Origin of the sequence: Serratia sp. CY55921 (genome assembly GCF_052167655.1) — a bacterium.
GTDB classification, from domain to species: domain Bacteria; phylum Pseudomonadota; class Gammaproteobacteria; order Enterobacterales; family Enterobacteriaceae; genus Serratia; species Serratia ureilytica.
The window spans coordinates 356884-378579 of record NZ_JBJNMU010000001.1 but is presented as its reverse complement, the minus strand read 5'-3'; the positions used below and the strand labels follow the sequence as shown (position 1 = coordinate 378579).

Annotated in this window: 17 protein-coding genes; 7 read left to right on the top strand and 10 right to left on the bottom strand. The window is 61.2% G+C overall.

Going from position 1 to position 21696, the window contains the following annotated elements; genetic code table 11:
* Positions 1–14 precede the first annotated feature (14 nt).
* Genes ACJ8M3_RS01835 through ACJ8M3_RS01825 form a run of 3 tightly spaced genes read right to left on the bottom strand, consistent with a single transcriptional unit; the run spans position 15 to position 2925 of the window.
* A complete protein-coding gene (locus ACJ8M3_RS01835) occupies positions 15–1091 on the bottom strand; it encodes an ABC transporter substrate-binding protein (RefSeq protein WP_232094358.1) in 1077 nt (358 codons plus the stop codon).
* Positions 1092–1137: 46 nt separating this feature from the next.
* Entirely contained in the window at positions 1138–1536 is a 399-nt protein-coding gene (locus tag ACJ8M3_RS01830) for a hypothetical protein (RefSeq protein ID WP_226886098.1), read from the bottom strand.
* Positions 1537–1554: 18 nt separating this feature from the next.
* Positions 1555–2925 carry an MFS transporter gene (locus ACJ8M3_RS01825; protein ID WP_089197224.1) on the bottom strand — a complete coding sequence of 457 codons (1371 nt, stop codon included), beginning with the start codon at positions 2923–2925 and terminating at the stop codon, positions 1555–1557.
* A 339-nt stretch (positions 2926–3264) separates the two neighbouring features.
* Here ACJ8M3_RS01825 and amiA point away from each other — a divergent pair, with 339 nt between their 5' ends.
* Positions 3265–4107, top strand: a complete 843-nt coding sequence (gene amiA / locus ACJ8M3_RS01820; RefSeq protein ID WP_033643732.1) for an N-acetylmuramoyl-L-alanine amidase AmiA — start codon at positions 3265–3267, stop codon at positions 4105–4107.
* Between the two features lie 54 nt (positions 4108–4161).
* Entirely contained in the window at positions 4162–5214 is a 1053-nt protein-coding gene (locus ACJ8M3_RS01815; RefSeq protein ID WP_033651859.1) for a porin, read from the top strand.
* 139 nt (positions 5215–5353) lie between these two features.
* Here ACJ8M3_RS01815 and ACJ8M3_RS01810 read toward each other — a convergent pair whose 3' ends face one another.
* Together ACJ8M3_RS01810 and ACJ8M3_RS01805 are read right to left on the bottom strand one after the other, a co-directional pair.
* A complete protein-coding gene (locus ACJ8M3_RS01810) occupies positions 5354–6298 on the bottom strand; it encodes an NAD-dependent epimerase/dehydratase family protein (RefSeq protein ID WP_033643734.1) in 945 nt (314 codons plus the stop codon).
* A 67-nt stretch (positions 6299–6365) separates the two neighbouring features.
* Positions 6366–7196 (bottom strand): alpha/beta fold hydrolase, encoded by an 831-nt coding sequence (locus ACJ8M3_RS01805; protein WP_033643735.1) that lies wholly within the window; start codon positions 7194–7196, stop codon positions 6366–6368.
* Positions 7197–7416: 220 nt separating this feature from the next.
* Here ACJ8M3_RS01805 and ACJ8M3_RS01800 point away from each other — a divergent pair, with 220 nt between their 5' ends.
* The 5 genes from ACJ8M3_RS01800 (at position 7417) to ACJ8M3_RS01780 (ending at position 15916) form a co-directional block, all read left to right on the top strand.
* Positions 7417–8820, top strand: a complete 1404-nt coding sequence (locus tag ACJ8M3_RS01800; protein ID WP_033643737.1) for a coniferyl aldehyde dehydrogenase — start codon at positions 7417–7419, stop codon at positions 8818–8820.
* Positions 8821–9079: 259 nt separating this feature from the next.
* Positions 9080–11275: a catalase/peroxidase HPI gene (katG, locus tag ACJ8M3_RS01795; protein ID WP_069100327.1), complete on the top strand. Its 2196-nt coding sequence runs from the start codon at positions 9080–9082 to the stop codon at positions 11273–11275.
* A 525-nt stretch (positions 11276–11800) separates the two neighbouring features.
* Entirely contained in the window at positions 11801–12700 is a 900-nt protein-coding gene (locus ACJ8M3_RS01790; RefSeq protein ID WP_180995546.1) for a glyoxalase, read from the top strand.
* Positions 12701–12741: 41 nt separating this feature from the next.
* Positions 12742–14031: an alginate export family protein gene (locus ACJ8M3_RS01785; RefSeq protein WP_089194945.1), complete on the top strand. Its 1290-nt coding sequence runs from the start codon at positions 12742–12744 to the stop codon at positions 14029–14031.
* A 502-nt stretch (positions 14032–14533) separates the two neighbouring features.
* The gene (locus ACJ8M3_RS01780) at positions 14534–15916 is read left to right on the top strand and encodes a serralysin family metalloprotease (RefSeq protein WP_033643741.1); all 1383 of its coding nucleotides are present in this window, start codon (positions 14534–14536) and stop codon (positions 15914–15916) included.
* Between the two features lie 104 nt (positions 15917–16020).
* Here the strand turns inward: ACJ8M3_RS01780 and ACJ8M3_RS01775 are convergent, their stop codons facing one another.
* From ACJ8M3_RS01775 to ACJ8M3_RS01755, 5 genes are all read right to left on the bottom strand, one after another.
* A complete protein-coding gene (locus ACJ8M3_RS01775) occupies positions 16021–17073 on the bottom strand; it encodes an NAD(P)H-dependent flavin oxidoreductase (RefSeq protein ID WP_089194946.1) in 1053 nt (350 codons plus the stop codon).
* 96 nt (positions 17074–17169) lie between these two features.
* Positions 17170–18780, bottom strand: a complete 1611-nt coding sequence (locus ACJ8M3_RS01770; RefSeq protein ID WP_033643743.1) for an MFS transporter — start codon at positions 18778–18780, stop codon at positions 17170–17172.
* Positions 18773–19198 carry a DoxX family protein gene (locus ACJ8M3_RS01765; protein WP_089194947.1) on the bottom strand — a complete coding sequence of 142 codons (426 nt, stop codon included), beginning with the start codon at positions 19196–19198 and terminating at the stop codon, positions 18773–18775. The genes ACJ8M3_RS01770 and ACJ8M3_RS01765 overlap by 8 nt, the downstream gene beginning before the upstream one ends.
* Before the next feature lie 9 nt (positions 19199–19207).
* Positions 19208–20038 carry an alpha/beta fold hydrolase gene (locus ACJ8M3_RS01760; RefSeq protein ID WP_033643745.1) on the bottom strand — a complete coding sequence of 277 codons (831 nt, stop codon included), beginning with the start codon at positions 20036–20038 and terminating at the stop codon, positions 19208–19210.
* A gap of 142 nt (positions 20039–20180) precedes the next feature.
* The gene (locus ACJ8M3_RS01755) at positions 20181–21575 is read right to left on the bottom strand and encodes an MFS transporter (protein WP_028128351.1); all 1395 of its coding nucleotides are present in this window, start codon (positions 21573–21575) and stop codon (positions 20181–20183) included.
* Positions 21576–21696 lie beyond the last annotated feature (121 nt).

Sequence of the window (21696 nt, the reverse complement as noted above, 5' to 3'; positions counted from 1 at the left end):
ATTCAACCGTGGCGCTAGCGTTGCGCCAGCACCTCATCCAGCAACCGGTCCGGGATCGCATAAGAGAACATCGTCTGATAATAGCGGCGCGTCTCCTCCCGCAGCGTTTTGTCGCTAATGTCTTCAGGGGCATACCGGTTGATCATAAACAGCGGCAGCAGTGATGTTTCCGCCGACAGGCCCCCCCAGTTATGAATGCCCACCGGCGTCGAGAAAACCTTGCCGTTTTTTACCGCCCTGAGCGTCTCCCACGCCTGGCCGGGGATCCCCCCGTGCAGCAGCGCTTTGGCGCTGCCGAACACCACGAAAATCACATCCGGATCCCAGGCCATGATCTGCTCCATCGACACGTTGATGTACCTGCCGGCATCCCCCTTCACCGGCAAATCCCCGGCGACGTTGTCCATGCCGGCCATTTTCAGGTAGGTGTCGCCGTAGGTATGCGGGCCGCTCACCTTCAGCTGCCTGCCGTCGCTTTCTTCGAGATACAACGCCCTGACGTGCTGCGCGCGGATGGCTGCGGCATAGGGGCGGATCTGCTTCAGGGTCCTTTCCCAGGCGTCTTTGAATTTATGCGTGCGCGGCAGGCCGAGGGTGTCGGCGAAGGTATTTTCCCAATACACCTGGGTGACCATCGGCTGGTATTTGGTCTTCCCGCCGGCGTCCAGATCGACCGTCATCACGCCCGCCCTTTCCAGCCGATCGTCCTGGCTTTTGCCGTAGTAATAAATGATGTCGGGCCGCAGATTCATTAACGACTCCATGTTGACCCGATAGTCCTTATTGATGAAATCGGACGTGATCCTGCCGATGTCAGGCTTCATGTCTTTCAACACATGCCTATCGGCATGCATGAACGCCCAGGGGCCGACGCCGACGACGTGCCGATAGGCCGCCTCGTTGGCCAGGATCACGCCGAAGGGGCAGTTGCCGGTGATGACGATCCGCGGGTAGCTGCCGGGCAGCGTTTGCGCCGCCGCGCTCTGCGGCAGCGCGGCCGCTTCCGGCTGGCTGGCGCCGGCGCAAGGCAGCATCGGCAAAGCGGCTATCGCCAGCAAGGCGGTGGCGATGAATGTCAGTTTTACGGCCATGAGGCCTCCTGCGCGCACGCGCAATGGCGCGCGTCGATGAATAGTGTCAGGCCGAGGCGGCGATGCCGGCGGCCATGATGGTGATCCCGGCAACGAAAACGATCGCCGCGGTGGCGACCGCGCCGCCGCCGACCAACGCGGCGGTTTTTCCTTCGGAAATGTCTTTTCGCTGCAGGAAAGAGAGTTGCGACAGGGGAATGATTTTTCCGCTGTCGGCAACGATGTCTTTCGGTTCAACCTTCGCAACCGTCAGCTCACCGCCGCTGCCGTCCTTCAGGCCGTATTTCAGCCGATCGCCGACATAGACCGGCGGCTGCAACAGATAATACGGGCTATTGAGCCCCGCCTCTTTTTGTTGCAGCGCCACGTCGTGGTAGGTCGAGCAGCCGCTGAGGGAAAACGCCGCCATCCCGATAATGAGCGGCACCAGGTGGATGAATCGCATGGGAAACCTCGAACGTGCTTATTTGCTGGTTTTTAACGTAACGGCGGACTTGAAGCGCATATAGCTCACGGCCAGAGAGAGAAACGAGAACGCCGCCCCCGCCATTAAGCTGATAGTCGTCGCTTGCGCGCCGCGCATATTGAAGAAAATCGCCACTAACGCCGAACCGACGATTTGCCCGATCAACCGGGAACTGCCCAACAGACCGCTGGCGATGCTGCTGTTTTCATGAGAGACCGAGGTCATGATCAGCAGGTTGTTCGGTGATTGAAACAGGCCGAAACCGATGCCGCACAGCGCCACACGCCATACGATCGCCCCATTCGACGGATCGGCCGGCAGGTTGGCCATCAGCAGCATGCCGGCCAACAAGCAGGCGAGGCCTGACAGGGCGACGAGATTGGGATCGTATTTCTTGGTCAAATCGCCGGAAATCAACGACGAAACCATGGTGGCCAGCGGCCAGGCGGTCAGCAGCAGACCGATTTCCACCACGTTTCTTTGCAGGACATTGTGGAAATAAAAAGGCAGCGATACAAAAGCCAAAAGCTGGGTGCTGTAAGACAGCATCGACATCAGCAAAGACAATGACAGCGTCGGGTTATGCAGCATCGCGACCGGGATCAGCGCGGCGTTGGCCTTTCTTTTCTGATTGATGTACAGCCACCCGGCCAGTCCGGCGAATACCGCAAAGCTCAGCGCCGCCGCCGGCAGATGGCGGGTGGTCATGCTCATCGTGCTGAGCGAGAAAGCGATAAACAGCACAAACACCAACAGGGCGCCCCCGCTGTCGAAGCCAACGTTGCGCCGCTCGCGGGAGCCCAGAAATATCACGCTCAGCAGCAGCGACAGACAGGCGATGGGAACATTGATGGTGAACAGCCAGTTCCAGCTCGTTTGAGAAAGTATCGCCGAGGCGATGGACGGCCCGGCGGCGGCGGAAACCGACACCACCATCACGTTAATCCCCAGGCCGCGCCCCAGCAGCCTTGCCGGGTAGATCTCCTTAATCAGCGCCGCATTGACGCTGAGCACCGCCGCCGCGCCGAAGCCCTGTATCACTCGGAACGCCGTCAGCATCGCCAGCGTGTCGGAAAGCGCGCAGCCCAACGAGGAGAAAGCAAACAGCACCACCCCGGCCATAAAGATTTTTTTATTGCCCACCGCTCTGCCCAGCGCCGCAAAGGGCATCAACGACGCGACGACGGCAAACTGGTAGGCATTGATAATCATGATGGAGGCCGATTCGGAAACGGCGAAATCTTTCGCGATCACCGGCAGCGCTACGTTGGCGATGGTGCTGTCGAGCATGGCGATGACCGTGCTTAACGAGACGGCGAGAACCGCGAATAGATTTAGCGTCTCTTTTTCCTGGTGTTTAAAAGTCATGTTAACGCTCCAAAAACGTGGGTGTCTTTATGCCGGCATGCCGGCGGCAAAGACGCCGTTTTTATCAATTTTTGTAATTACGTTATAACATATCATTATTGGATGGTAATAAATCTCATTTGAAATATTGGATTGCATATTGTTTCAAAATAAGAATTAACAAATACAATACAAATAAATCACAATATAAACACCCAATCAAATAACTATATTCAGTATAAAAAACCGGTTGATTTATAGAATGACATTAAAAGTAACAGGCGCTAACAGACGACGATGATGCCGGCATGAATTGTTATGTTATAACAAAACAACCTTCCCTTTATGCGGGTTAACCTTATGGCTAAGAAGGACCTTTTGAACACGCGCTTGTCCCGCCGCAGAATGATGCTGGCCGGGCTGGCGGCTCTGGCGCTCAATAGCGCCGTTTCTCCGCTGGCTAGCGCCCACGGCTTGCCACGCCCCAAAAAACAGGCGGGCCCTCAGGGTGCGCGGAAACGATTCCTGGTCATGTTGGATCCCGGCCATGGCGGCATCGACTCCGGCGCCATTGGCCACACCGGTTCGCTGGAAAAACATGTCGTTCTGGCGATCGCCAGAAACGTGCGGGCGCAGCTCGATCGACACGGCATCGATGCCCGCCTGACGCGCGACAGCGACGTTTTTATTCCGCTGTACGATCGGGTGGAGATCGCGCACCGGCATGGCGCGGATCTTTTCATGTCGATTCACGCCGACGGCTTTACCTGCCCCAGCGCCTGCGGCGCTTCGGTCTTTGCGCTTTCCACTAAGGGCGCCAGCAGCGCGATGGCGAAATACTTATCGAACAGTGAAAACGCGGCGGACGATCTCGCCGGCCCCCACGTCATCAAGAAAGATCGCTATTTGCAGAAGATACTGTTTGATTTGGAACAAACGGAAACCATCAAAGAAAGCCTGACGCTGGGCTCGCACCTGATCCAACATATTGCGCCCATCCATCATTTGCATGCCAAAAATACCGAACAGGCGGCCTTCGTGGTGTTGAAATCCCCGTACATTCCTTCGGTATTGGTGGAAACCTCGTTCATCACCAACCCCGAGGAAGAAAGGCTGCTGGGCACCCCTGCATTCCGAAATAAAATCGCCACCGCCATCACGCAGGGGATCGTCAGCTACTTTAAACACGTCACGCACGCTTAAGCTTCACCAGGACGGCAAGCCGGCCGGCTTGCCGCGCACAGGGACGGCGTCATCATGATAAAATGCAATCCTCGCGCTTTTTCGGCGAGCCTGTGGCTCCCGCTGCTGGCCCTGTTGCCGCGCAGCGCCTTCGCCGTGCCGCTGACGGTATCGCAACACAGCAGCCTGAATTTCTACGGCACGATTATCGCCAGACGCTACAGCGGCCAAAGCGAACGCGACGACGGCGACCGCAGCTATCTCTATTTCGGCCTGATCGGCAAAAAAAAGATCGCGCCGCGCTGGCGGGCCTACGCCCATTGGGAATATACCGTCAGCTTCGCCGACGCCACCCGAAACAGCACCCGGCTCGCCTACCTCGGCGTGCAGAACGCCGCCCTGGGCAGCCTCGATATCGGCCGCAACTGGGGCGTGCTCTATGATGTGACCGCCCTGACCGATCGCTCCCCGCTGTTCAGAGAAATGGCCTACAACTACATCGACAACTTTATGCGCGGCCGGGCGCACAACCTGCTCACTTACCGCAAACCTTTCAGCCTGTTTCAGCGGCACGCCGCCCTCGCGCTGCAGTATCAGTTCAAAGACGGCGACGATCGACAGGCGCTGGGCAAACAAAACGGCAACGGGTTCGGCGCCTCCTTCCGCTATGCGCTGACGCCGACGCTCAGCCTCATCGCCGCCGCTTCGGCGTCTCAAACCACGCAGCGGCAGCAACGCGCCGCCGGCTATCGTCGGCGCATCGATACGCTGGCCGAGGGGGTTCTCTATGCGTCGAAAAAAATCTATCTCGCGGCCGTGTTCACCCAAAGCGACAACGCCATCAGCCCGCAACAAACCGCTAACCGCGGCTCGGCGTCCAGTTATGAAGCACTCGCCAAATACCGGCTGACGGACCACATCCAACCCAACATCGGCTATACCCGTTTGATACAGGCCCGGGCAGGCCGCAACACCGACTTATTGAACTACGAGGAGTTGGGCGTGACCTGGTTGCTCAATAGCAACATGCAGGTGTTTATTAACTATGAATTCAATAACCTTTCTCGGCACGCCCCCGGCGTCGATGCGTCAGACAAACTCGATATGGGCATCAGCTATCACTGGTGACGCGCTGCCGCAGCCAATAAAAAGCCCCGCCCGGCGAAGGGCGAGGCTCGCTCACGCCGATCGAGACGGTGCGAGAGGATCATGAGGGCAGAGTGATGACAGGGTGCCGAATGCGCCTGCTCATGGCGCGACGGACGCCTCAGCGCGGCGCTTGCGCGTTTTTCCACTCCCGCCAAATCGTTTCCAGCCCGGCGCGATACGTCGTGACGGCGAAGTCGGGAAAACGCTGTTTGAACTTGGTCGAGTCGAACAGGTTATCGTGCTCGTAGCGCGGCAGCAGCTCGCGCATCTCTCGCGCCCCGGACGAAACCAACCCCGCGGCGATCAACGCCCATTTGCCGATAACGGAATATGAAATCTCCTTCCCAAACACCTCGCAGGCCAACGCGGCGAACTGCGCATAGGTGAGCCGCTCGTCGCAGCACGGGAGATGCCACGTCTGGCCGAACGCGTCGGGCGTATTGCCGAGCCGGGCTAACCCACGGCTGGCGTCGGGCGTCCAGATCAGCGTGCGCAGCCTGTCGTCGCGAACCGGCACGCGCGGTTTTTCCCCCGCTTTCAGCCTGTCGACGATCAGCGCATTGGTGAAGCTCTGCGTTTTTCCCGGCCCATAAAACTCGGGCGCACGGCCGATCAGCACGGGGATCTGTTTGCGCTCCATCTCGTCGAGCACCTTCTCGGTCATCAGAGCGCGCACCCGTCCCTTGCGCCCCCGAGGCGCGAACGGCGTCGATTCCGTCTGCGGCTCGCCGTTCTGCGGATACATATAGGTATTGTCGAAATAAACAAAGGGCACGCCCGCGGTACGGCTGGCGTCCAACGCATTCTGCAGCATGGTCGGAAATTGCCGCTCCCACAGCGCCGAATCCGGCGGCAGGCCGGCGGCGAAATACACCACGTCGCTGCCCTTCACCGCCGCCAGGGTCTGCTGTGCATCGAGCAGGTCGGCCGCGACCAGCGTATCGCTGTCGTTGACCTTCCTCGGGTTGCGGCTGACCAATCTTAAATCATCGGTGTACGCGCGCTTCAGTTCACGCGCCAGCTCTTGGGCGATCTGGCCACTGGCGCCCAGGATCGTTTGCATTGGCGTTCCTCATCGCAATGAAAAAAACTCCGCCCACTCAGGGCGGAGCAAAAGTGCTTGTTCGCGCTTAACTGTTCACGAACGCCAGCAGATCGGCGTTGACCTGATCGGCATGGGTAGTCGGTATGCCGTGCGGCGCGCCCTTATAGGTATGGAGCGTGCCGTTTTGCACCAGCTTGGCCGACAGCGCGCCGGAATCCTGATAAGGCACCACCTGGTCGTCGTCGCCGTGGATCACCAGCACCGGAATGGCAATCTTCTTGAGATCTTCGGTGAAATCGGTCTGCGAGAAGGCGACGATGCCGTCATAATGCGCCTTGGCGCCGCCCATCATGCCCTGCCGCCACCAGTTCCAGATAATGGCCTCCGACGGTTTGGCGCCCGGACGGTTATAGCCGTAGAACGGGCCGGCGGGCACGTCGTAATAGAATTGCGCCCGGTTGGCGGCCAGCTGCGCCTGGAAATCATCGAATACCGATTTTGGGGTGCCCTGCGGGTTACTGTCCGTTTTCACCATCAGCGGCGGCACCGCGCTGATCAGCACCGCTTTGGACACCTTGTCCTCGCCGTGGCGCACGATGTAGCGCACCACCTCGCCGCCGCCGGTCGAGTGGCCCACGTGCATGGCGCCCTGTACGCCGAGGTGTTTTACCACCGCGGCGACATCATCGGCGTAGTGATCCATGTCGTGCCCTTCCCACACCTGGCTGGAGCGGCCGTGGCCGCGGCGATCGTGCGCAACCACGCGGAACCCTTTGTTCACGAAGAACAGCATCTGGGCATCCCAGTCATCGCTGGACAGCGGCCAGCCGTGGTGGAAGTAGATAACCTTGCCGTTTTTTGGGCCCCAATCCTTGTAGAAAATCTCGACGCCATCGCTGGTCGTTACATAACCCATGTCGTTTCTCCCATTTACACTCTGGTTAAAAAAGAAGGTTTATACTGCGCACGGCACCGGGATCTCTGGCTCCCTCATCCCGGTTGGCCGACGATCTTGCGTTGATCGTTTAACGAGTATAGGTTTAAAGTTCACTTTAAGGTCAAACCCAATTCGGCAAACCGCATTCCCGCTTTCACTCGGCATCAGGAGAATTCAAGTGCAGGGAGATGACATCCTCATGACGATGGAGCCGCGGCTTGCCGCCCAGCGCCACGCCTTCCTGCGCGACGGCGCGCCGACGATGCAACAGCGCAAGGCCGCCCTGCGCCGCTTGCGGAGCGCCATTCTGGCCCAGCGCGCCGCGCTGGCGGCGGCCGTCAGCGCGGACTTCGGCCACCGTTCGCCTTACGAAACCGACATTCTGGAGATTCTGGTCACCGTTCAGGCGATCGATTACCTGCTGCGCAACCTGAAACGCTTCATGAAGCCGGAGCGCCGCCACGTCGCCCTGCCGTATCAGGCCGCACGCGCCTATGTGCAATATCAGCCCAAGGGCGTGATTGGCATCATGGCGCCGTGGAACTATCCCTTCTCGTTGACCTTCATCCCGCTGGCCACCGCCCTGGCCGCCGGCAACCGCGTGATGCTGAAACCTTCGGAGCTCACGCCGCATACCAGCCGCCTGATCGAAACGATGCTGGCGGCGCTGTTTCCCGCCGATGAGGTCGCCGTCGTGACCGGCGGGCCGGACGTCGGGGCCAGATTCAGCGAGCTGGCGTTCGACCATCTGGTGTTCACCGGCAGCACGGCGATCGGCCGTCAGGTCATGCAGGCGGCCGGCAAACATCTGGTGCCGTTAACGCTCGAACTGGGCGGCAAAAGCCCTGCCGTTATGGCGCGCGGCGCGGTTAACGCCAGAAACGTCAAGAGCGTGGCGTTCGGCAAGCTGTCGAACGCGGGCCAAACCTGTATCGCGCCCGATTACCTGCTGGTTCATCAGGACGATCTGGCAAGCTTCATGGCGCTCTATGACGCGGCGGTTAAAAGCTTTTATCCCGACGGGCCAACCGGCGACGACTACGGCGCCATCATCAACGACAGGCACTATCGCCGCTTGCAAGCGCTGCTTGCCGACGCACAGGCGCGCGGCGCGAAAATCCATCCGGTCGGCCACCGCCCCGACTCGGCGTCTGAACGGCCGAACACGCTGGCCCCTACGCTTATCGTCGGCGCCCCCGATGACAGCGCGATCATGCAAGAAGAGATCTTCGGGCCGCTGCTGCCGGTACGCACCTACGCCGCCTTTGATGAAACGATCGACGTTATCAACGCCGCGCCCCGCCCGCTCGCGCTCTACTACTTCGGCCCGCCGGGCGAGGATCGGGACCGGCTGCTGGCGCGCACCGCCTCCGGCAACGTCAGCATCAACGCCACCCTGCTGCACTTCGCCCAGGACGATCTGCCGTTCGGCGGCATCGGCCCCAGCGGCATGGGGGCCTGTCACGGCATCGAAGGATTTCGGGCGCTGAGCCACGCCAAAGGCGTTTTCATCCAGAGCCGCTGGCGCTTTACCGACCTGCTGCGCGCGCCGTTCGGCAAGCTGGCGGACGCGGTGCTCGCGTTCATGTTGCGGCGCCGATAACGCGGCGTGTTGACTATCAATAGCACACCCATAAATCGCCGCAAGCTATCACAATATTCACTCATTCCTATTTTATCTCTCCGCCGCCGCTGACTAAGCTTAGCCCTATGTCCCCCTTTGCCCGTTGGCGGCGAGGGTGACGTCAATCGATTGAGTTCAGTTATTTAGCGCAACACCCGACGCAAGCCTTACCCGCATGCCTTGTTAACCGCTCCACGCCCGGCGGCTGGAGCATCTTTACGGAAGCAGAGAGCGCATTATGACAACTGAAAGCAAATGCCCGTTTTCGGGCGGCAAGCAGCCCGCACCGCAGAACGGCCCCACCAATCAGGATTGGTGGCCTAATCAGCTCAGCCTGAAACCGCTGCACCAGCACTCCCCCCTGTCCGATCCGATGGATAAAGACTTCAACTACGCCGATGCCTTCAACAGCCTCGATCTGGCGGCGGTCAAACAGGATCTGCACGCCCTGATGACCGACTCGCAGGAATGGTGGCCGGCGGACTTCGGCCACTACGGCGGCCTGTTCATCCGCATGGCCTGGCACAGCGCCGGCACCTACCGCATCGGCGACGGCCGCGGCGGCGCAGGCGAAGGCCAGCAGCGCTTCGCCCCGCTCAACAGCTGGCCGGACAACGTCAGCCTCGACAAGGCGCGCCGTTTGCTGTGGCCTATCAAGCAGAAATACGGCCGCAACATCTCCTGGGCCGACCTGATTATCCTGACCGGCAACGTGGCGCTGGAATCGATGGGCTTCAAAACCTTCGGCTACGCCGGCGGCCGCGCCGACACCTGGGAGCCGGACGACGTCTACTGGGGCTCTGAGAAGATCTGGCTGGAACTGAGCGGCGGGCCGAACAGCCGCTACTCGGGCGACCGCGATCTGGAAAACCCGCTGGCGGCGGTGCAGATGGGCCTGATTTACGTCAACCCGGAAGGCCCGGACGGCAATCCCGATCCGGTGGCCGCCGCGCGCGACATCCGTGAAACCTTCGCCCGCATGGCGATGAACGACGAAGAAACCGTGGCGCTGATCGCCGGCGGCCACACCTTCGGCAAGACCCACGGCGCCGGCCCGGCGTCTCACGTCGGCGCCGATCCGGAAGCCGCCGGACTGGAAGCGCAGGGCCTCGGCTGGCACAGCACCTTCGGCACCGGCGTCGGCAAAGACGCCATCACCAGCGGCCTGGAAGTCACCTGGACCACCACCCCGACCCAGTGGAACCATGACTTCTTCCGCCACCTGTTCGAATACGAATGGGAGCTGAGCCAAAGCCCGGCCGGCGCGCACCAGTGGGTGGCGAAAGACATCGGTGAAACCATTCCCGACGCCTTCGATCCCAACAAAAAACGCCGCCCAACCATGCTGACCACCGACCTGTCGCTGCGCTTCGATCCGGCCTACGAGAAGATTTCGCGCCGCTTCTATGAGCACCCGGAGGAGCTGGCCGACGCCTTCGCCCGCGCCTGGTTCAAGCTGACCCACCGCGACATGGGGCCGCGCGCGCGCTACCTCGGCCCGGAAGTGCCGCAGGAAGCGTTGATTTGGCAGGATCCGATCCCGGCGGTCGATCATCCGCTGATCGATGAGCAGGACATCGCCGCGCTGAAAAACGCCGTGCTGGCTTCCGGCCTGTCGGTGTCGGCGCTGGTCTCCACCGCCTGGGCTTCCGCTTCCAGCTTCCGCGGCTCAGACAAGCGCGGCGGCGCCAACGGCGCGCGCATTCGCCTGGCGCCGCAAAAGGACTGGGCGGTCAACCAACCTGCGCAGCTCGCCGCGACGCTGGCCAAGCTGGAGAGCATCCAACGCGCCTTCAACGATGCGCAGACCGGCGGCAAGCGCGTCTCGCTGGCGGATCTGATCGTGCTGGCCGGCGCGGCGGGCGTGGAACAGGCGGCGAAGAACGCCGGTTTCACCCTGACGGTGCCGTTCGCCCCGGGCCGCATGGACGCCTCGCAGGAACAGACCGACGTGGACTCCTTCGAGGCGATGGAGCCGCTCGCCGACGGTTTCCGCAACTTCCTGAAGGGCAAATACCGCGTGCCGGCCGAAACGCTGCTGGTCGACAAGGCGCAGCTGTTGACCCTGACCGCGCCGGAAATGACGGTGCTGGTCGGCGGGCTGCGCGTGCTCGGCGCCAACGTCGGCGGCACGCAGCACGGCGTGTTCACCCACCGCCCGCAGGCGCTGACCAACGACTTCTTCGTCAACCTGCTCGACATGGGCACCACCTGGCATCCGGCGGGTGAGGACGGCCTGTTCGAAGGCCGCGATCGCCGCAGCGGCGCGGTTAAATGGACCGGCACCCGCGTCGATCTGGTGTTCGGTTCGCACGCGCAGCTGCGCGCGCTGGCCGAAGTCTACGGCAGCGCCGACGGGCAAGAGAAGTTCGCCCACGACTTCGTCGCCGCCTGGAACAAAGTGATGAACCTCGATCGTTTCGATCTGGCGTAACGCCCTCCAACGGCCTGCTTCGGCAGGCCGTTTTCTCTCCCGAGATAAACACCGCCTCCCCCTCTCCGTCAGCCCTGTCAGGCGCCGCGATATTCTCTTTTCCCGCTTATTCGTATTTACTCAACAAGTCATATAAAAATTTGATGGGCGGCAATTCTTTTAATGCTGTATTTATATTTAGAGGGCAATGAAGAGCGTAAACTCACATCGTTAATGCGATATATCCCATCAAGGAGATGACCGTTATGGATTATCCTCGATACACCTCAACACGCGACGAGGCGGGTCTCATCATCGCCGTCCCTTAGCGGCAGCGGGTTTGGCCGGCAAAGGCGCCCCATCGTTTTACGCCATAAAAATAGATGTTCTGCACCTGCGCGATATTCGCCTGGGCGCCTGACGTTTGCCCTTCGTTAATGTTTCACGGCGCGCATTGCGCTTTTGGTTTTTATTTTTTCAGCCGACGGGAAAGCTCATGGAAAATTACGCTTCACTCAGGAATATAACCGCTACCTGGAGGTCAACATGCAACATATTATCGGCATTTCTTCTCGTCGGCTGAGAATATCGGCCCTTGCTCTGCTGCTCCCGGCGATGTCATGGGCGGCCGATACGGCGTCTGTCGCCGTAGGGCCGCAGTATGACACCACCCATGTCTACGTCGAACGCGGCAAGATGGATGCCTTTGTCGACAGCATCCTGAAAACCTTCGGCGGCACCAGCACCGAACGCGTGCTGGTCAACGTCACGCCCACGCCCAGCGAAACCTACTCCCAGCTGATACTTACGCCGGCCGGCAGCTTCTCGGTGTTCGATTTCAAAACGCCGATCCCGCATCCGTTTGGCGCTGAGCGCAACGGTTTTCTGGTCAGGGATATGGACGCCGCCATTCAGCAAGCCAAGGCCGCCGGCGCCGATGTGCAGGTCGAACCCTTCGACGATCCGATTGGCCGCGACGCGGTGATCCAGTGGCCCGGCGGCGTCAACATGCAGCTTTATTGGCACACCAAAGCGCCCAACTACAAGCCGCTGCTGAGCGTGCCGGAAAACCGCCTGTACCTCTCCGCCTATCGCGTCGACGACTTCCTTAACAGCTATCGGGCATTCTCGCACGCCAAGGTGGCGAGCGACGCGCAAGTCAGCGATGCGGCGATCGGCCGTAACGGCAACGGCAAGATCCGCCAGATCGAACTGGACTCCCGCTTCGGCAAAACGCGCATTTTCGTCACCGACGGGCATCTGCCTTATCCGTTCGGCCATGAGCGCACCGGCTATGGCGTCGACGATCTGTCGGCCACGCTGGCCAAAGCGACGGCCAGCGGCGCGCAGGTGCTGTGGCGTTCGACGGCGGCGGAACGCCGCGCCTCGGCGCTGGTGAGCTTCCCCGGCGGCTATATCGCCGAAATTCACCAGACGGCTAAATAAACCCAAGGCGCGCTGCGGCGCGCTTTTTTCTTCGGATATCCATGATGAAACGCACGCTACCCGCACTGTTGCTGTTCTCCACGCTCCCCGCGCTGGCGGCGGAGCCCGCCGCTTCCCCCTGGAAAAACATCCCGTTGGGCGATGCGGCCACGTTGTCTTTCGACGGTTCACTGCGCGAGCGCTATGAATGGACGGATCAGCGGGATCTGAACGGCGGACGCGACGACACCTTCATGCAGCGCTTGCTGGTTGGCGCGCGCCTCGACTACGGCGACTATATCGGCGCCTATGTGCAGGTGGGATCGTCGCTGGCCACGCCGCGCGACCGCGGGCGCAAGCCGACCGACGAAGATCATGCCTACCTCGGCCAGGGCTATGTGGATATGAAACTGCCCACCGCCTACGGCCTCGGCACCCTGCGGATCGGCCGCCAGGAGATTGCGCTGGGCTCGCTGCACCTGCTGGGCACCCGCGACGGCCCCAACGTGCGCCGCTCCTTCGACGCTATCCGCGCCAGTTGGGTCAAGGACAAAAACCGCCTCGACGCCTTTATCGGCCACCCCATTACGCTCAAAACCGGCAGTTTCGACGACGATACCGACAACAGCCAAAAGGTGTGGGGGCTGTACGGCACCACGCCGCTGACGCCGCTGGCTTCCTCGCTCGATCTTTATACCTTCGGCTTTGAAGATAACGACGCCCACTACGCGCAGCTCAGCGGGCAAGAGCGGCGCTACACCGTCGGCGCGCGCATTTTCGGCGCGGCGCAGGGCTTCGACTGGGACAATGAGGCCGCCTGGCAGTTCGGCAGCGCGGAACAGCGCGACATCCGCGCCTGGTCGGCGTCGGCGCACGCCGGCTATACGGCGAACAACTGGCGCTGGCGGCCGCGCTTTGGCGGCAAAATCGGTATCGCCAGCGGCGACAAAAACGGTCACGACGGGCAGCTCAATACCTTTAACGCCATGTACCCCAAGCTGCCCTACCTGACCGAGAACGGGCTGGTGGCGCCGGCGAACCTGATCGCCATCCATCCTTCGGTCACGATCACGCCGTGGCAAACCCTGTCCATCGACTTCAGCTGGGACGCGTTATGGCGGCAACGCCGCGAGGATGCCTTCTACCTCGGCCCGATGCGCCCGGTGAAAGGCAGCGCGCAGGGCTCGCGCTTTATCGGCAACCAGTACCAGGTCGAAACCACCTGGACGCCGAGAAGCGATCTTCAGTTCAAGGTGGCCTATGTCTACTTCGACGTCAGCAACAGCCTGCAGCACCATGCCGGGCTGAAAAACATGAACTTCGTCCTGGCGCAGGGCACCTACAGTTTTTAAGTATCAGGCAAGTTAATCGGTGTACGCGGGCGCCCTCAATAATCCCGTATCCGATTAATGACGACAGCCGGCGTGCGGCCGCCTCTATGCGTTACGGCAATGGCGGCTACTCACCGCATTTCACAGATAAAAAGCTGGAAAAGCAGAAAGATAAATCAGCGACGCAAACGCCGCGCGCCGATTACAGAGAAATATTAAATAAAGATTTAATTCCAACGAGTTATTTAAACACATCTTTTACTCATATCTTATGTAAAAGATTCATATAAGAATAACTAATTAATAAAATAATTGTGTTTATACTGCTTTAACTCAATCACAGTGCACAATTAATTCCTCACCGTGATTAATGATAAGGATATATTCCGCTTGAACGCAATATTCAAGCCAGACCAAGGAGGCAAGCCAATGATATCACTTTAATTACCCCCTGATTTTCAAACCTGTGTACGAGCATATAGAGCGTTAGGTGCAATATTGTCAACGTCCAAAGGAGTTTGATATGTCATTAGCGACCGATAAAATTTCCGATTATTTAACCCGTTATGAAAGAGGCGATCACGCGGGGAGCAGTAAACCGTCATATACCACGCAAGAGGTTTCAGATCTGCTGCTGAGGAGCCATTATTCCGCCAATGGCAAAGGCGTGACCGACCATGCGGCTACCTTGACCTACTCTTTCCCCGTCTATACGGGCAGCGACAAGACGGGCGCCGCGCAGCTTACCGCCGCCCAGCAAGCCCAAACCAAGCTTTCATTACAATCCTGGTCGGATGTGGCCAACATCACGTTCACCGAGGTTAAAGGCAACGACGCGAAAAATGCAGATATAAAGTTTGGTTTTTATAAGGCGGCCAGCGGGGGCAATTACACCTCGTATGAAAGTACGCAGAGCAATCTAAAAAGCACCATTTGGATCAGCGGCAATAACGGCTACGACGCCTCCAATCCGCAAACCAATAACTACGCCAGGGATACGCTGACTCATGAAATAGGGCATGCGTTGGGGCTTTCTCATCCCGGCAATTATGATGCGTCAAATGCCACCTACCCCACCTACGCCAACTCGGCGAAGTATTATGAAGACGACCATCAATATTCTTTGATGAGCTATTTTAACGAACAATACACCAGCGCTGACTATAAAGGCGTTTGGCCATCGGGGCCGCAGCTGGATGATATTACCGCCATACAGAAGCTTTACGGCGCGAATACCACCACGCGCACCGGCGATACCACCTATGGTTTCAACTCGAATACGGACCGAGACTTTTTGAGCGTTAAGGCGTCCACGGACAAAATCGTGGCGGCTATCTGGGATGCCGGCGGCAATGACACGCTGGATTTTTCAGGCTACAGCCAGGATCAGCGCATCAACATTAACGAAGGCGCATTCTCTGATGTCGGCGGCTTGAAGGCGAATATCGCCATCGCCTACGGCGCGCAGATTGAAAATATCATCGGCGGCAGCGGCGCCGACATTCTTGTGGGCAACGCGCTGAACAATACGTTAAAAGGCGGTGCAGGCAACGACATCATTTACGGTGCCGGCGGCGCCGATCAGCTCTGGGGCAATGCAGGCGCGGACACCTTCGTCTTCCGCGAAGCCGGCGACAGCCAAGCCGCCGCGCCGGATTGGATCCGCGATTTCCAGACGGCGGTGGATAAAATCGACCTGTCGTGGCTCAACCAGACGGCTAAGGCCGAAGGGAGCGAATTGCACTTCGTGGATAGTTTAAGCGGCTCGTTGTATGAAGCGGCGCTGAATTATGACGCGCAGCAGAATGTCACCGATCTGGCCATCAATCTCTCCGGCAATCAATTGCCTGATTTTCTGGTTAAAATCGTTGGGCATGTCGACGCTTCCGCCGATATTCTCGTCTAGCCAAGAAACCAACAGTCCGGCGCGAACGCCGGACTGTTCATCTCTTATCAGACCTCACCCGGCGTCTTTTTACATTGCCACAGCAATAAATCGCGCAGACGAGGTCACACCGCTTCCAGCTCCGCCGCCAGGGTGGCGACCAGCTCCGCCGCCGGCATCGGCCGCGCCAGGCCGACACCCTGCCCGGCCCACAGCGACATAAACTCCCCGCGCCCGGCCTTGGCCGCCGCCTGGCGGATATCGCCGGTGAGCGCGTTCTGCACCGGATAAGGCAGGATCTGCTCCTCTTCCGCGCGCATCTGCCGCATGAAATCATTGACGATGCCGCGCGCCGGGCGGCCGCTGAAGGCGCGCGTCAGGCGCGTGCTGTCATCGCCGGCGTTGCTCAGCGCCGCCCGCCAGGCTTCGGCGATGCCCGACTCCGGGCTGCACAGGAATGCGGTGCCCAGCTGCGCCGCCTGCGCGCCCAGCAATTGCGCCGCCGCGATGCCGCGCCCGTTCATGATGCCGCCTGCGGCAATCGCCGGGATCTTCACCGCCGCCACCACCTGCGGCAGCAGGGCCATCAGGCCGACGCAGGACTGTTCGATATCGCCAAGGAAGGTCGGGCGGTGGCCGCCCGCCTCCGCGCCCGAGACGCAGACGAAGTCGGCGCCCGCCTCTTCCCAGGCGCGGGCTTCCGCCACCGTGGTGGCGGTGCCGATCACCCGCGAACCGGCCTTCTTGAACTGCGTGACCGTCGCGCGCGGCAGCACGCCGAAGGTGAAGCTGACCACCGGCGGTGCAGCCTCCAGCAGGGCCGCGATCTGGTCGCGGTTGTTTTCGGCGAATTGGGTCGGCATGGGCGGTTCACTCAGCCCCAGCGCTTCGCGGAACGGCCGCAGCAGGTGCTGGGCGCGCTTGAGCTCGGCGAGATCCGGGTGCTGCTCATCGAGCAGAAACAGATTGATGTTGAACGGCGCGGCGGTCTGCGCGCGGATCTGCTGCACGCGCTCGAGGATCACCGCCGGGGAAAACAGCGCCGCCGCGCACGATCCCAGCGCCCCGGCGTTGCTCACCGCCACCGCCAGCGCCGGCGGCGACGCGCCGTTCATCGGCCCCTGAACGATCGGATAGCGCAGCCCAAGCTCGCGGGCAAAAGCAGAAGGTGCCGTCATCAATATGTCTCCCTGTGCTGACTACATTCGTCTTACGGCGGCCGCGCCGCCGAACCGACCAAAAGCATAGCACCTTCTCACCGCCTGGCCGTGCAGTTAATGCTTCACCTGACGCCGGTCGAGCGACAGGAAGTGATGCACCACCGGTTTCTCAGGGCCGATATGGAAGCGCAGCGCCTCCTGCTGCAGATCGGCGTCGGCGTGCGATACCCGCTGGTGCTGCCGCAGATGCTCCGCCCAGGACTCCACCAGGAACCACTCCATGATGCATTCCGGATCGCCGGTGTGCTCGGTGATGCCCCAGGCGTAAGCGCCATCGCGGCGACGCGCCCGCTCCAGCATCAGCAGCGTACGCAAGAACTGCGGCCGATCCTGCTCGCGAATGCGGTACTCCACTTGAATCATCACCGGGCCGCGATCGTTCTCGACCGGCGTGTTAACCAACGGCTCCGGCCAATGGTTCGACGGCTGCAGATCGGCCTCACCGGTCGGCAGACGCAGGCGGTGGAACAGCAGCCCCGCCGCCAACAGGCCGACGCCGCCGACCAGCAGCGTGGCGGCCACGCCCAGCTCCTGCGCCACCAGCCCCCACAACAGGCTGCCCGCCGCCATCGCGCCGTTGAACACCATCAGATAGATGGCCAGGCCGCGGCCGCGCACCCAGTTAGGCAGCACGCCCTGCGCCGCGCCGTTGAGCGTGGTCAGCGCAATAATCCAGCCGGCGCCCAGCACCAGCAGCAGCACCACCGCCAACCACTGCGGCGGCGCCAGCGACAGGGCCGCCATTACCGCCGCCGTCAGCACCGCCGCCAGCAACACCAGCCCGTCGGCGTTCAGCCGCTGGCGCAGGCGCGGCAGCACAATAGCCCCAAGGATCGCCCCGGCGCCCACCGCCCCCAGCAGGACGCCGTAAAAACCGGCGCTGCCGCCCAGCATGCGGCGCGCCACCAGCGGCAGCAGCGCCCAAACCGAGCTGGAGAAGGCGAAGAACACCGCCGCCCGCAGCAGCACCACGTGCAGCTCGCGGCTGGAACGGGCATAGCGCAGCCCGGCGCGGAAGGCGCCGAAGAAGTGTTCCGACAGGCCGCTGTCCTCAACCTTCGGCCGCTTCCACCACAGCAGCGCCGCGATCACCAGCACATAGCTCATCACGTCCGCGCCGTAGGCCGCGCCGGCACCGAAGCTGGCCAGCAGCAAACCGCCGGCCGCCGGGCCGATGGAGCGGGCGATGTTGATGCCCAGCGAGTTCAGCGCCACGGCGTTTTTCAGCTCGGCGCGCGGCACCAGCTCCGGCACGATCGCCTGCCAGGTCGGCCCCATCAGCGCCGCGCCGATACCGCCGACGAAGGTCAGCGCCAGCAGGTATTCCACCGTCAGCGCGCCGGTCTGCGACAGCAGCAACAGGCTGCCGCTGACGCAGGCCAGCAGAATTTGCACGAAGATCAGAAAGCGTCGCCGATCGAGAATGTCCGACAGCACCCCGGCCGGGATGGCCAGCAGGAACACCGGCAGCGTGGCGGCGGTTTGCATCAACGCCACCGCCGAAGGGTTGCTCGACAGGTCGGTGATCAGCCACGAGCTGGCGACGTCGCGCATAAAACTGCCGACGTTGCCGAGCACCGTGGCGCCCCACAGCACCGCAAATAATGGAATTTTCAGCGGCGCGAAGCCGCCCGCCGCCGCCTTGTTTTCCGTCTGTTCAGCCATCCGTTCGCTCCTTCAAATCGTTAAATGCCACCAGCAACAGCGCGCCGGCCAGCCCGAGGTGTTCAAAAAATCCGTTCATCATCAGGTCGCGCTCCGCCCCGTCGAACTGCCAGAACGGATTGGCCATCAGCGTCGCCATCAGGGTAAAACCGGCCAGCGCCAACGCGCCGAGCCAGCGATAAAAACCGCTCAGGATCAGCGCCGACGCCGCCAGTTCCAGCAGCGTCACCAGCACGGCGAACAGCGCCGCCGGCTGCAGGCCGAAGTGGGTCATCTCGGCGATGGCGCCCTCAACGTTCAGCGCCTTGACCAACCCGCCCTGAATATAGGCGGCGCAGATCGCGAGCAGCAGCACCCAGCGCACCGCAGGCGCGTGCAGCCGCTGCGCGCAGCGGGCGGCGATAACAGTCAGGTTCATCGCGCCTCCTTAAAACGGCGAATTCTGGATGAAGGCCAGCAGATCGGCGTTGAAGCGATCGGGATCGGCCTGCGCCAAACCGTGAGAGCCGCCGGCGTAAACATTCAGCTCCGCCTGTTGCATAAGCTTAGCGGCTTTCAGCGCGGAGGCGCCGATCGGCACGATCTGATCGGCGTCGCCGTGCACCAGCAGCGTCGGCTTGTCGATCGCCAGCAGATCGGCGGTGTAATCCACTTCGGAGAACGCGCGCACGCAGTCGTACTGCCCTTTCACGCCGCCCTGCATGCCCATCAGCCAGAAGCTGTCGATCAGCCCCGCGTTGCTCTCCACCTCGTCGCAGTGGAAGCCGTAGAACGGCACCGCCAGCTCTTTGAAGAACTGCGAGCGGTTGCCCGCCACGCCGCTGCGAATGCCGTCAAACGCCGCCATCGGCGTGCCCTCTGGGTTGACCGGCGTCTGCAGCATCAGCGGCGGTACGGCGCCGACCAGCACCACCTTCGCCACCCGATCGCTGCCGTGACGGCCGATGTAGCGCGCCACTTCGCCGCCGCCGGTGGAATGGCCGACCAGGATCAGATCGCGCAGATCCAGCGTTTCGATCAGCAGGGCCAGATCGTCGGCGTATTGGTTGATGTCGTTGCCGTGCCAGGTTTGATCAGAACGGCCGTGGCCGCGGCGATCGTGGGCGATCACGCGGAACCCGCTCTGGCCGAAAAACAGCATCTGGTTGTCCCAGGCATCGGCGGACAGCGGCCAACCGTGGGAGAACAGGATCGGCTGGCCGCGGCCCCAATCCTTATAGAAAATGCGTGCGCCATCGGGCGCGGTAAGGGTGCTCATGACGTGTTCCCCGCTCGGTATCGAATTGGATTTTGTACGGGTTAACAGTACGGCAGGCGTAAAGGCAGTGATAACGGAATAATTTTCGCATGATCGCGAGTTTTTTTGCTGAAGAAGCCGGCGTCGCCGCCGGCGCAAAACGTCAGATGTTTTCCAGATCGATACCGCGCGTTTTCGGGCCGAACAGCCCGATCACCAGCATCACGATCAGCATGCTGGCGACGATAAACGCGATCACCCCCAGCGAACCGCCGTACTGCAAGATAATGCCGATAATGATGCTGCTGAACACCGTCGACAGCCGGCTGAAGGAGTAGCAGAAACCGACGGCGCGGGCGCGGATGTGGGTCGGGAAGATCTCGGATTGATAGGAGTGGTAGCTGTAGGTCAGCCAGGCGTTGGACCAGGTGATGAAGAAGCCGCACAGGATCAGCCACAGCGGGTTGTTCTGCAGCGCGAACAGCGAGCCGAAGATCACCGTCACCAGGCAAGACAACACGATCTGCCACTTATTCTCCATCTTGTCGGCGTAGAAGCTGCACAGCAGCGAGCCCAGCGGGTAGGCCAGCGTGATGAAGAAAGCGTACAGCAGGCTGTGGGTGACCGAAGCGCCCTTGCCCGACAGCAGCGCCGGCAGCCAGTTGCCGAAGCCGAAGAAGCCGATGGCCTGAAAGAAATTCATCACCACCAGCATCAGCGTGCGATCGCGATACTGCGGCGCCCAGATATCGCGAAAGCGGCCGCGCAGCGGCGCTCCCTCGGCATCGTCCACCGGGCGCGACGGGAAGTCCGCGGCCGCCACGCCGCAGCGCCGTTCCATGTCCCGCATTACCTGCCGGGCCTGCGCATAGCGCCGCTGTTGCACCAGCCAACGCGGCGACTCCGGCAGCCCCTTGCGCACCAGCCAAATCACCAGCGAAGCCAGCGCGCCGGCGATCACCACATAGCGCCAGCCGCTCAGCCCCCAAATCGTCTGCGGCACCAGCCACCAGGACATCAGCGCCACCGCCGGCACCGACAGAAACTGCACGAAGAACGCGAAGGCGAAAGCCCGGGTGCGCAAGTGCGCGGGCACCCACTCCGTCAGGTAGGTATCGATGGTCACCAGCTCAATGCCGAGCCCGACGCCCACCAGAAAGCGCAGAAAGATCACCCACTCCGCCTGCTGTTGAAACGCCAGCAGCAGCGAGAAGGCGCCATACCAGATCAGGGCGAACATGAAGGTGGCGCGCCGGCCGAAGCGATCGGCGTACGGGCTCAGCAGGCTGGCGCCGACGAACAGGCCGAGAAAGGTGGCGGAGGCGAAGGCCGCCTGATCCGACACGCCGAAGACGCCCTGCGCGCCGGTGTGGAAAATGCCGTCGGCGATAAGGCCGGTGCTGATATAGCCGGTCTGGAACAGATCGTAGAGTTCGAAAAAGCCGCCCAGCGACAGCAGAATGATAAAGCGCCACAGGCCGGCCGACGCGGGCAAGGCGTCGATTCTGGCCGCCAAATCCCGCGCATGGATCGGCGACGCCGCTACAGAGTCACTCACCGTTAACCTCGCATTAACATTTTTGATGACTTTCTATGCTAGCGAAGCGGCGTCGGAGTTAAATTTTTAATTAGCAGACTATGAAAAAAAGTTAAGCATAAAACGCTGCAGCAGCCTGTTT

What these genes read in the sequence shown, in the direction of transcription:
- ACJ8M3_RS01835 (WP_232094358.1), bottom strand. Translation starts at nt 1,091, where the DNA reads ATGGCCGTAAAACTGACATTCATCGCCACCGCCTTGCTGGCGATAGCC.
- ACJ8M3_RS01830 (WP_226886098.1), bottom strand. Translation starts at nt 1,536, where the DNA reads ATGCGATTCATCCACCTGGTGCCGCTCATTATCGGGATGGCGGCGTTT.
- ACJ8M3_RS01825 (WP_089197224.1), bottom strand. Translation starts at nt 2,925, where the DNA reads ATGACTTTTAAACACCAGGAAAAAGAGACGCTAAATCTATTCGCGGTT.
- amiA (WP_033643732.1), top strand. Translation starts at nt 3,265, where the DNA reads ATGGCTAAGAAGGACCTTTTGAACACGCGCTTGTCCCGCCGCAGAATG.
- ACJ8M3_RS01815 (WP_033651859.1), top strand. Translation starts at nt 4,162, where the DNA reads ATGATAAAATGCAATCCTCGCGCTTTTTCGGCGAGCCTGTGGCTCCCG.
- ACJ8M3_RS01810 (WP_033643734.1), bottom strand. Translation starts at nt 6,298, where the DNA reads ATGCAAACGATCCTGGGCGCCAGTGGCCAGATCGCCCAAGAGCTGGCG.
- ACJ8M3_RS01805 (WP_033643735.1), bottom strand. Translation starts at nt 7,196, where the DNA reads ATGGGTTATGTAACGACCAGCGATGGCGTCGAGATTTTCTACAAGGAT.
- ACJ8M3_RS01800 (WP_033643737.1), top strand. Translation starts at nt 7,417, where the DNA reads ATGACGATGGAGCCGCGGCTTGCCGCCCAGCGCCACGCCTTCCTGCGC.
- katG (WP_069100327.1), top strand. Translation starts at nt 9,080, where the DNA reads ATGACAACTGAAAGCAAATGCCCGTTTTCGGGCGGCAAGCAGCCCGCA.
- ACJ8M3_RS01790 (WP_180995546.1), top strand. Translation starts at nt 11,801, where the DNA reads ATGCAACATATTATCGGCATTTCTTCTCGTCGGCTGAGAATATCGGCC.
- ACJ8M3_RS01785 (WP_089194945.1), top strand. Translation starts at nt 12,742, where the DNA reads ATGATGAAACGCACGCTACCCGCACTGTTGCTGTTCTCCACGCTCCCC.
- ACJ8M3_RS01780 (WP_033643741.1), top strand. Translation starts at nt 14,534, where the DNA reads ATGTCATTAGCGACCGATAAAATTTCCGATTATTTAACCCGTTATGAA.
- ACJ8M3_RS01775 (WP_089194946.1), bottom strand. Translation starts at nt 17,073, where the DNA reads ATGACGGCACCTTCTGCTTTTGCCCGCGAGCTTGGGCTGCGCTATCCG.
- ACJ8M3_RS01770 (WP_033643743.1), bottom strand. Translation starts at nt 18,780, where the DNA reads ATGGCTGAACAGACGGAAAACAAGGCGGCGGCGGGCGGCTTCGCGCCG.
- ACJ8M3_RS01765 (WP_089194947.1), bottom strand. Translation starts at nt 19,198, where the DNA reads ATGAACCTGACTGTTATCGCCGCCCGCTGCGCGCAGCGGCTGCACGCG.
- ACJ8M3_RS01760 (WP_033643745.1), bottom strand. Translation starts at nt 20,038, where the DNA reads ATGAGCACCCTTACCGCGCCCGATGGCGCACGCATTTTCTATAAGGAT.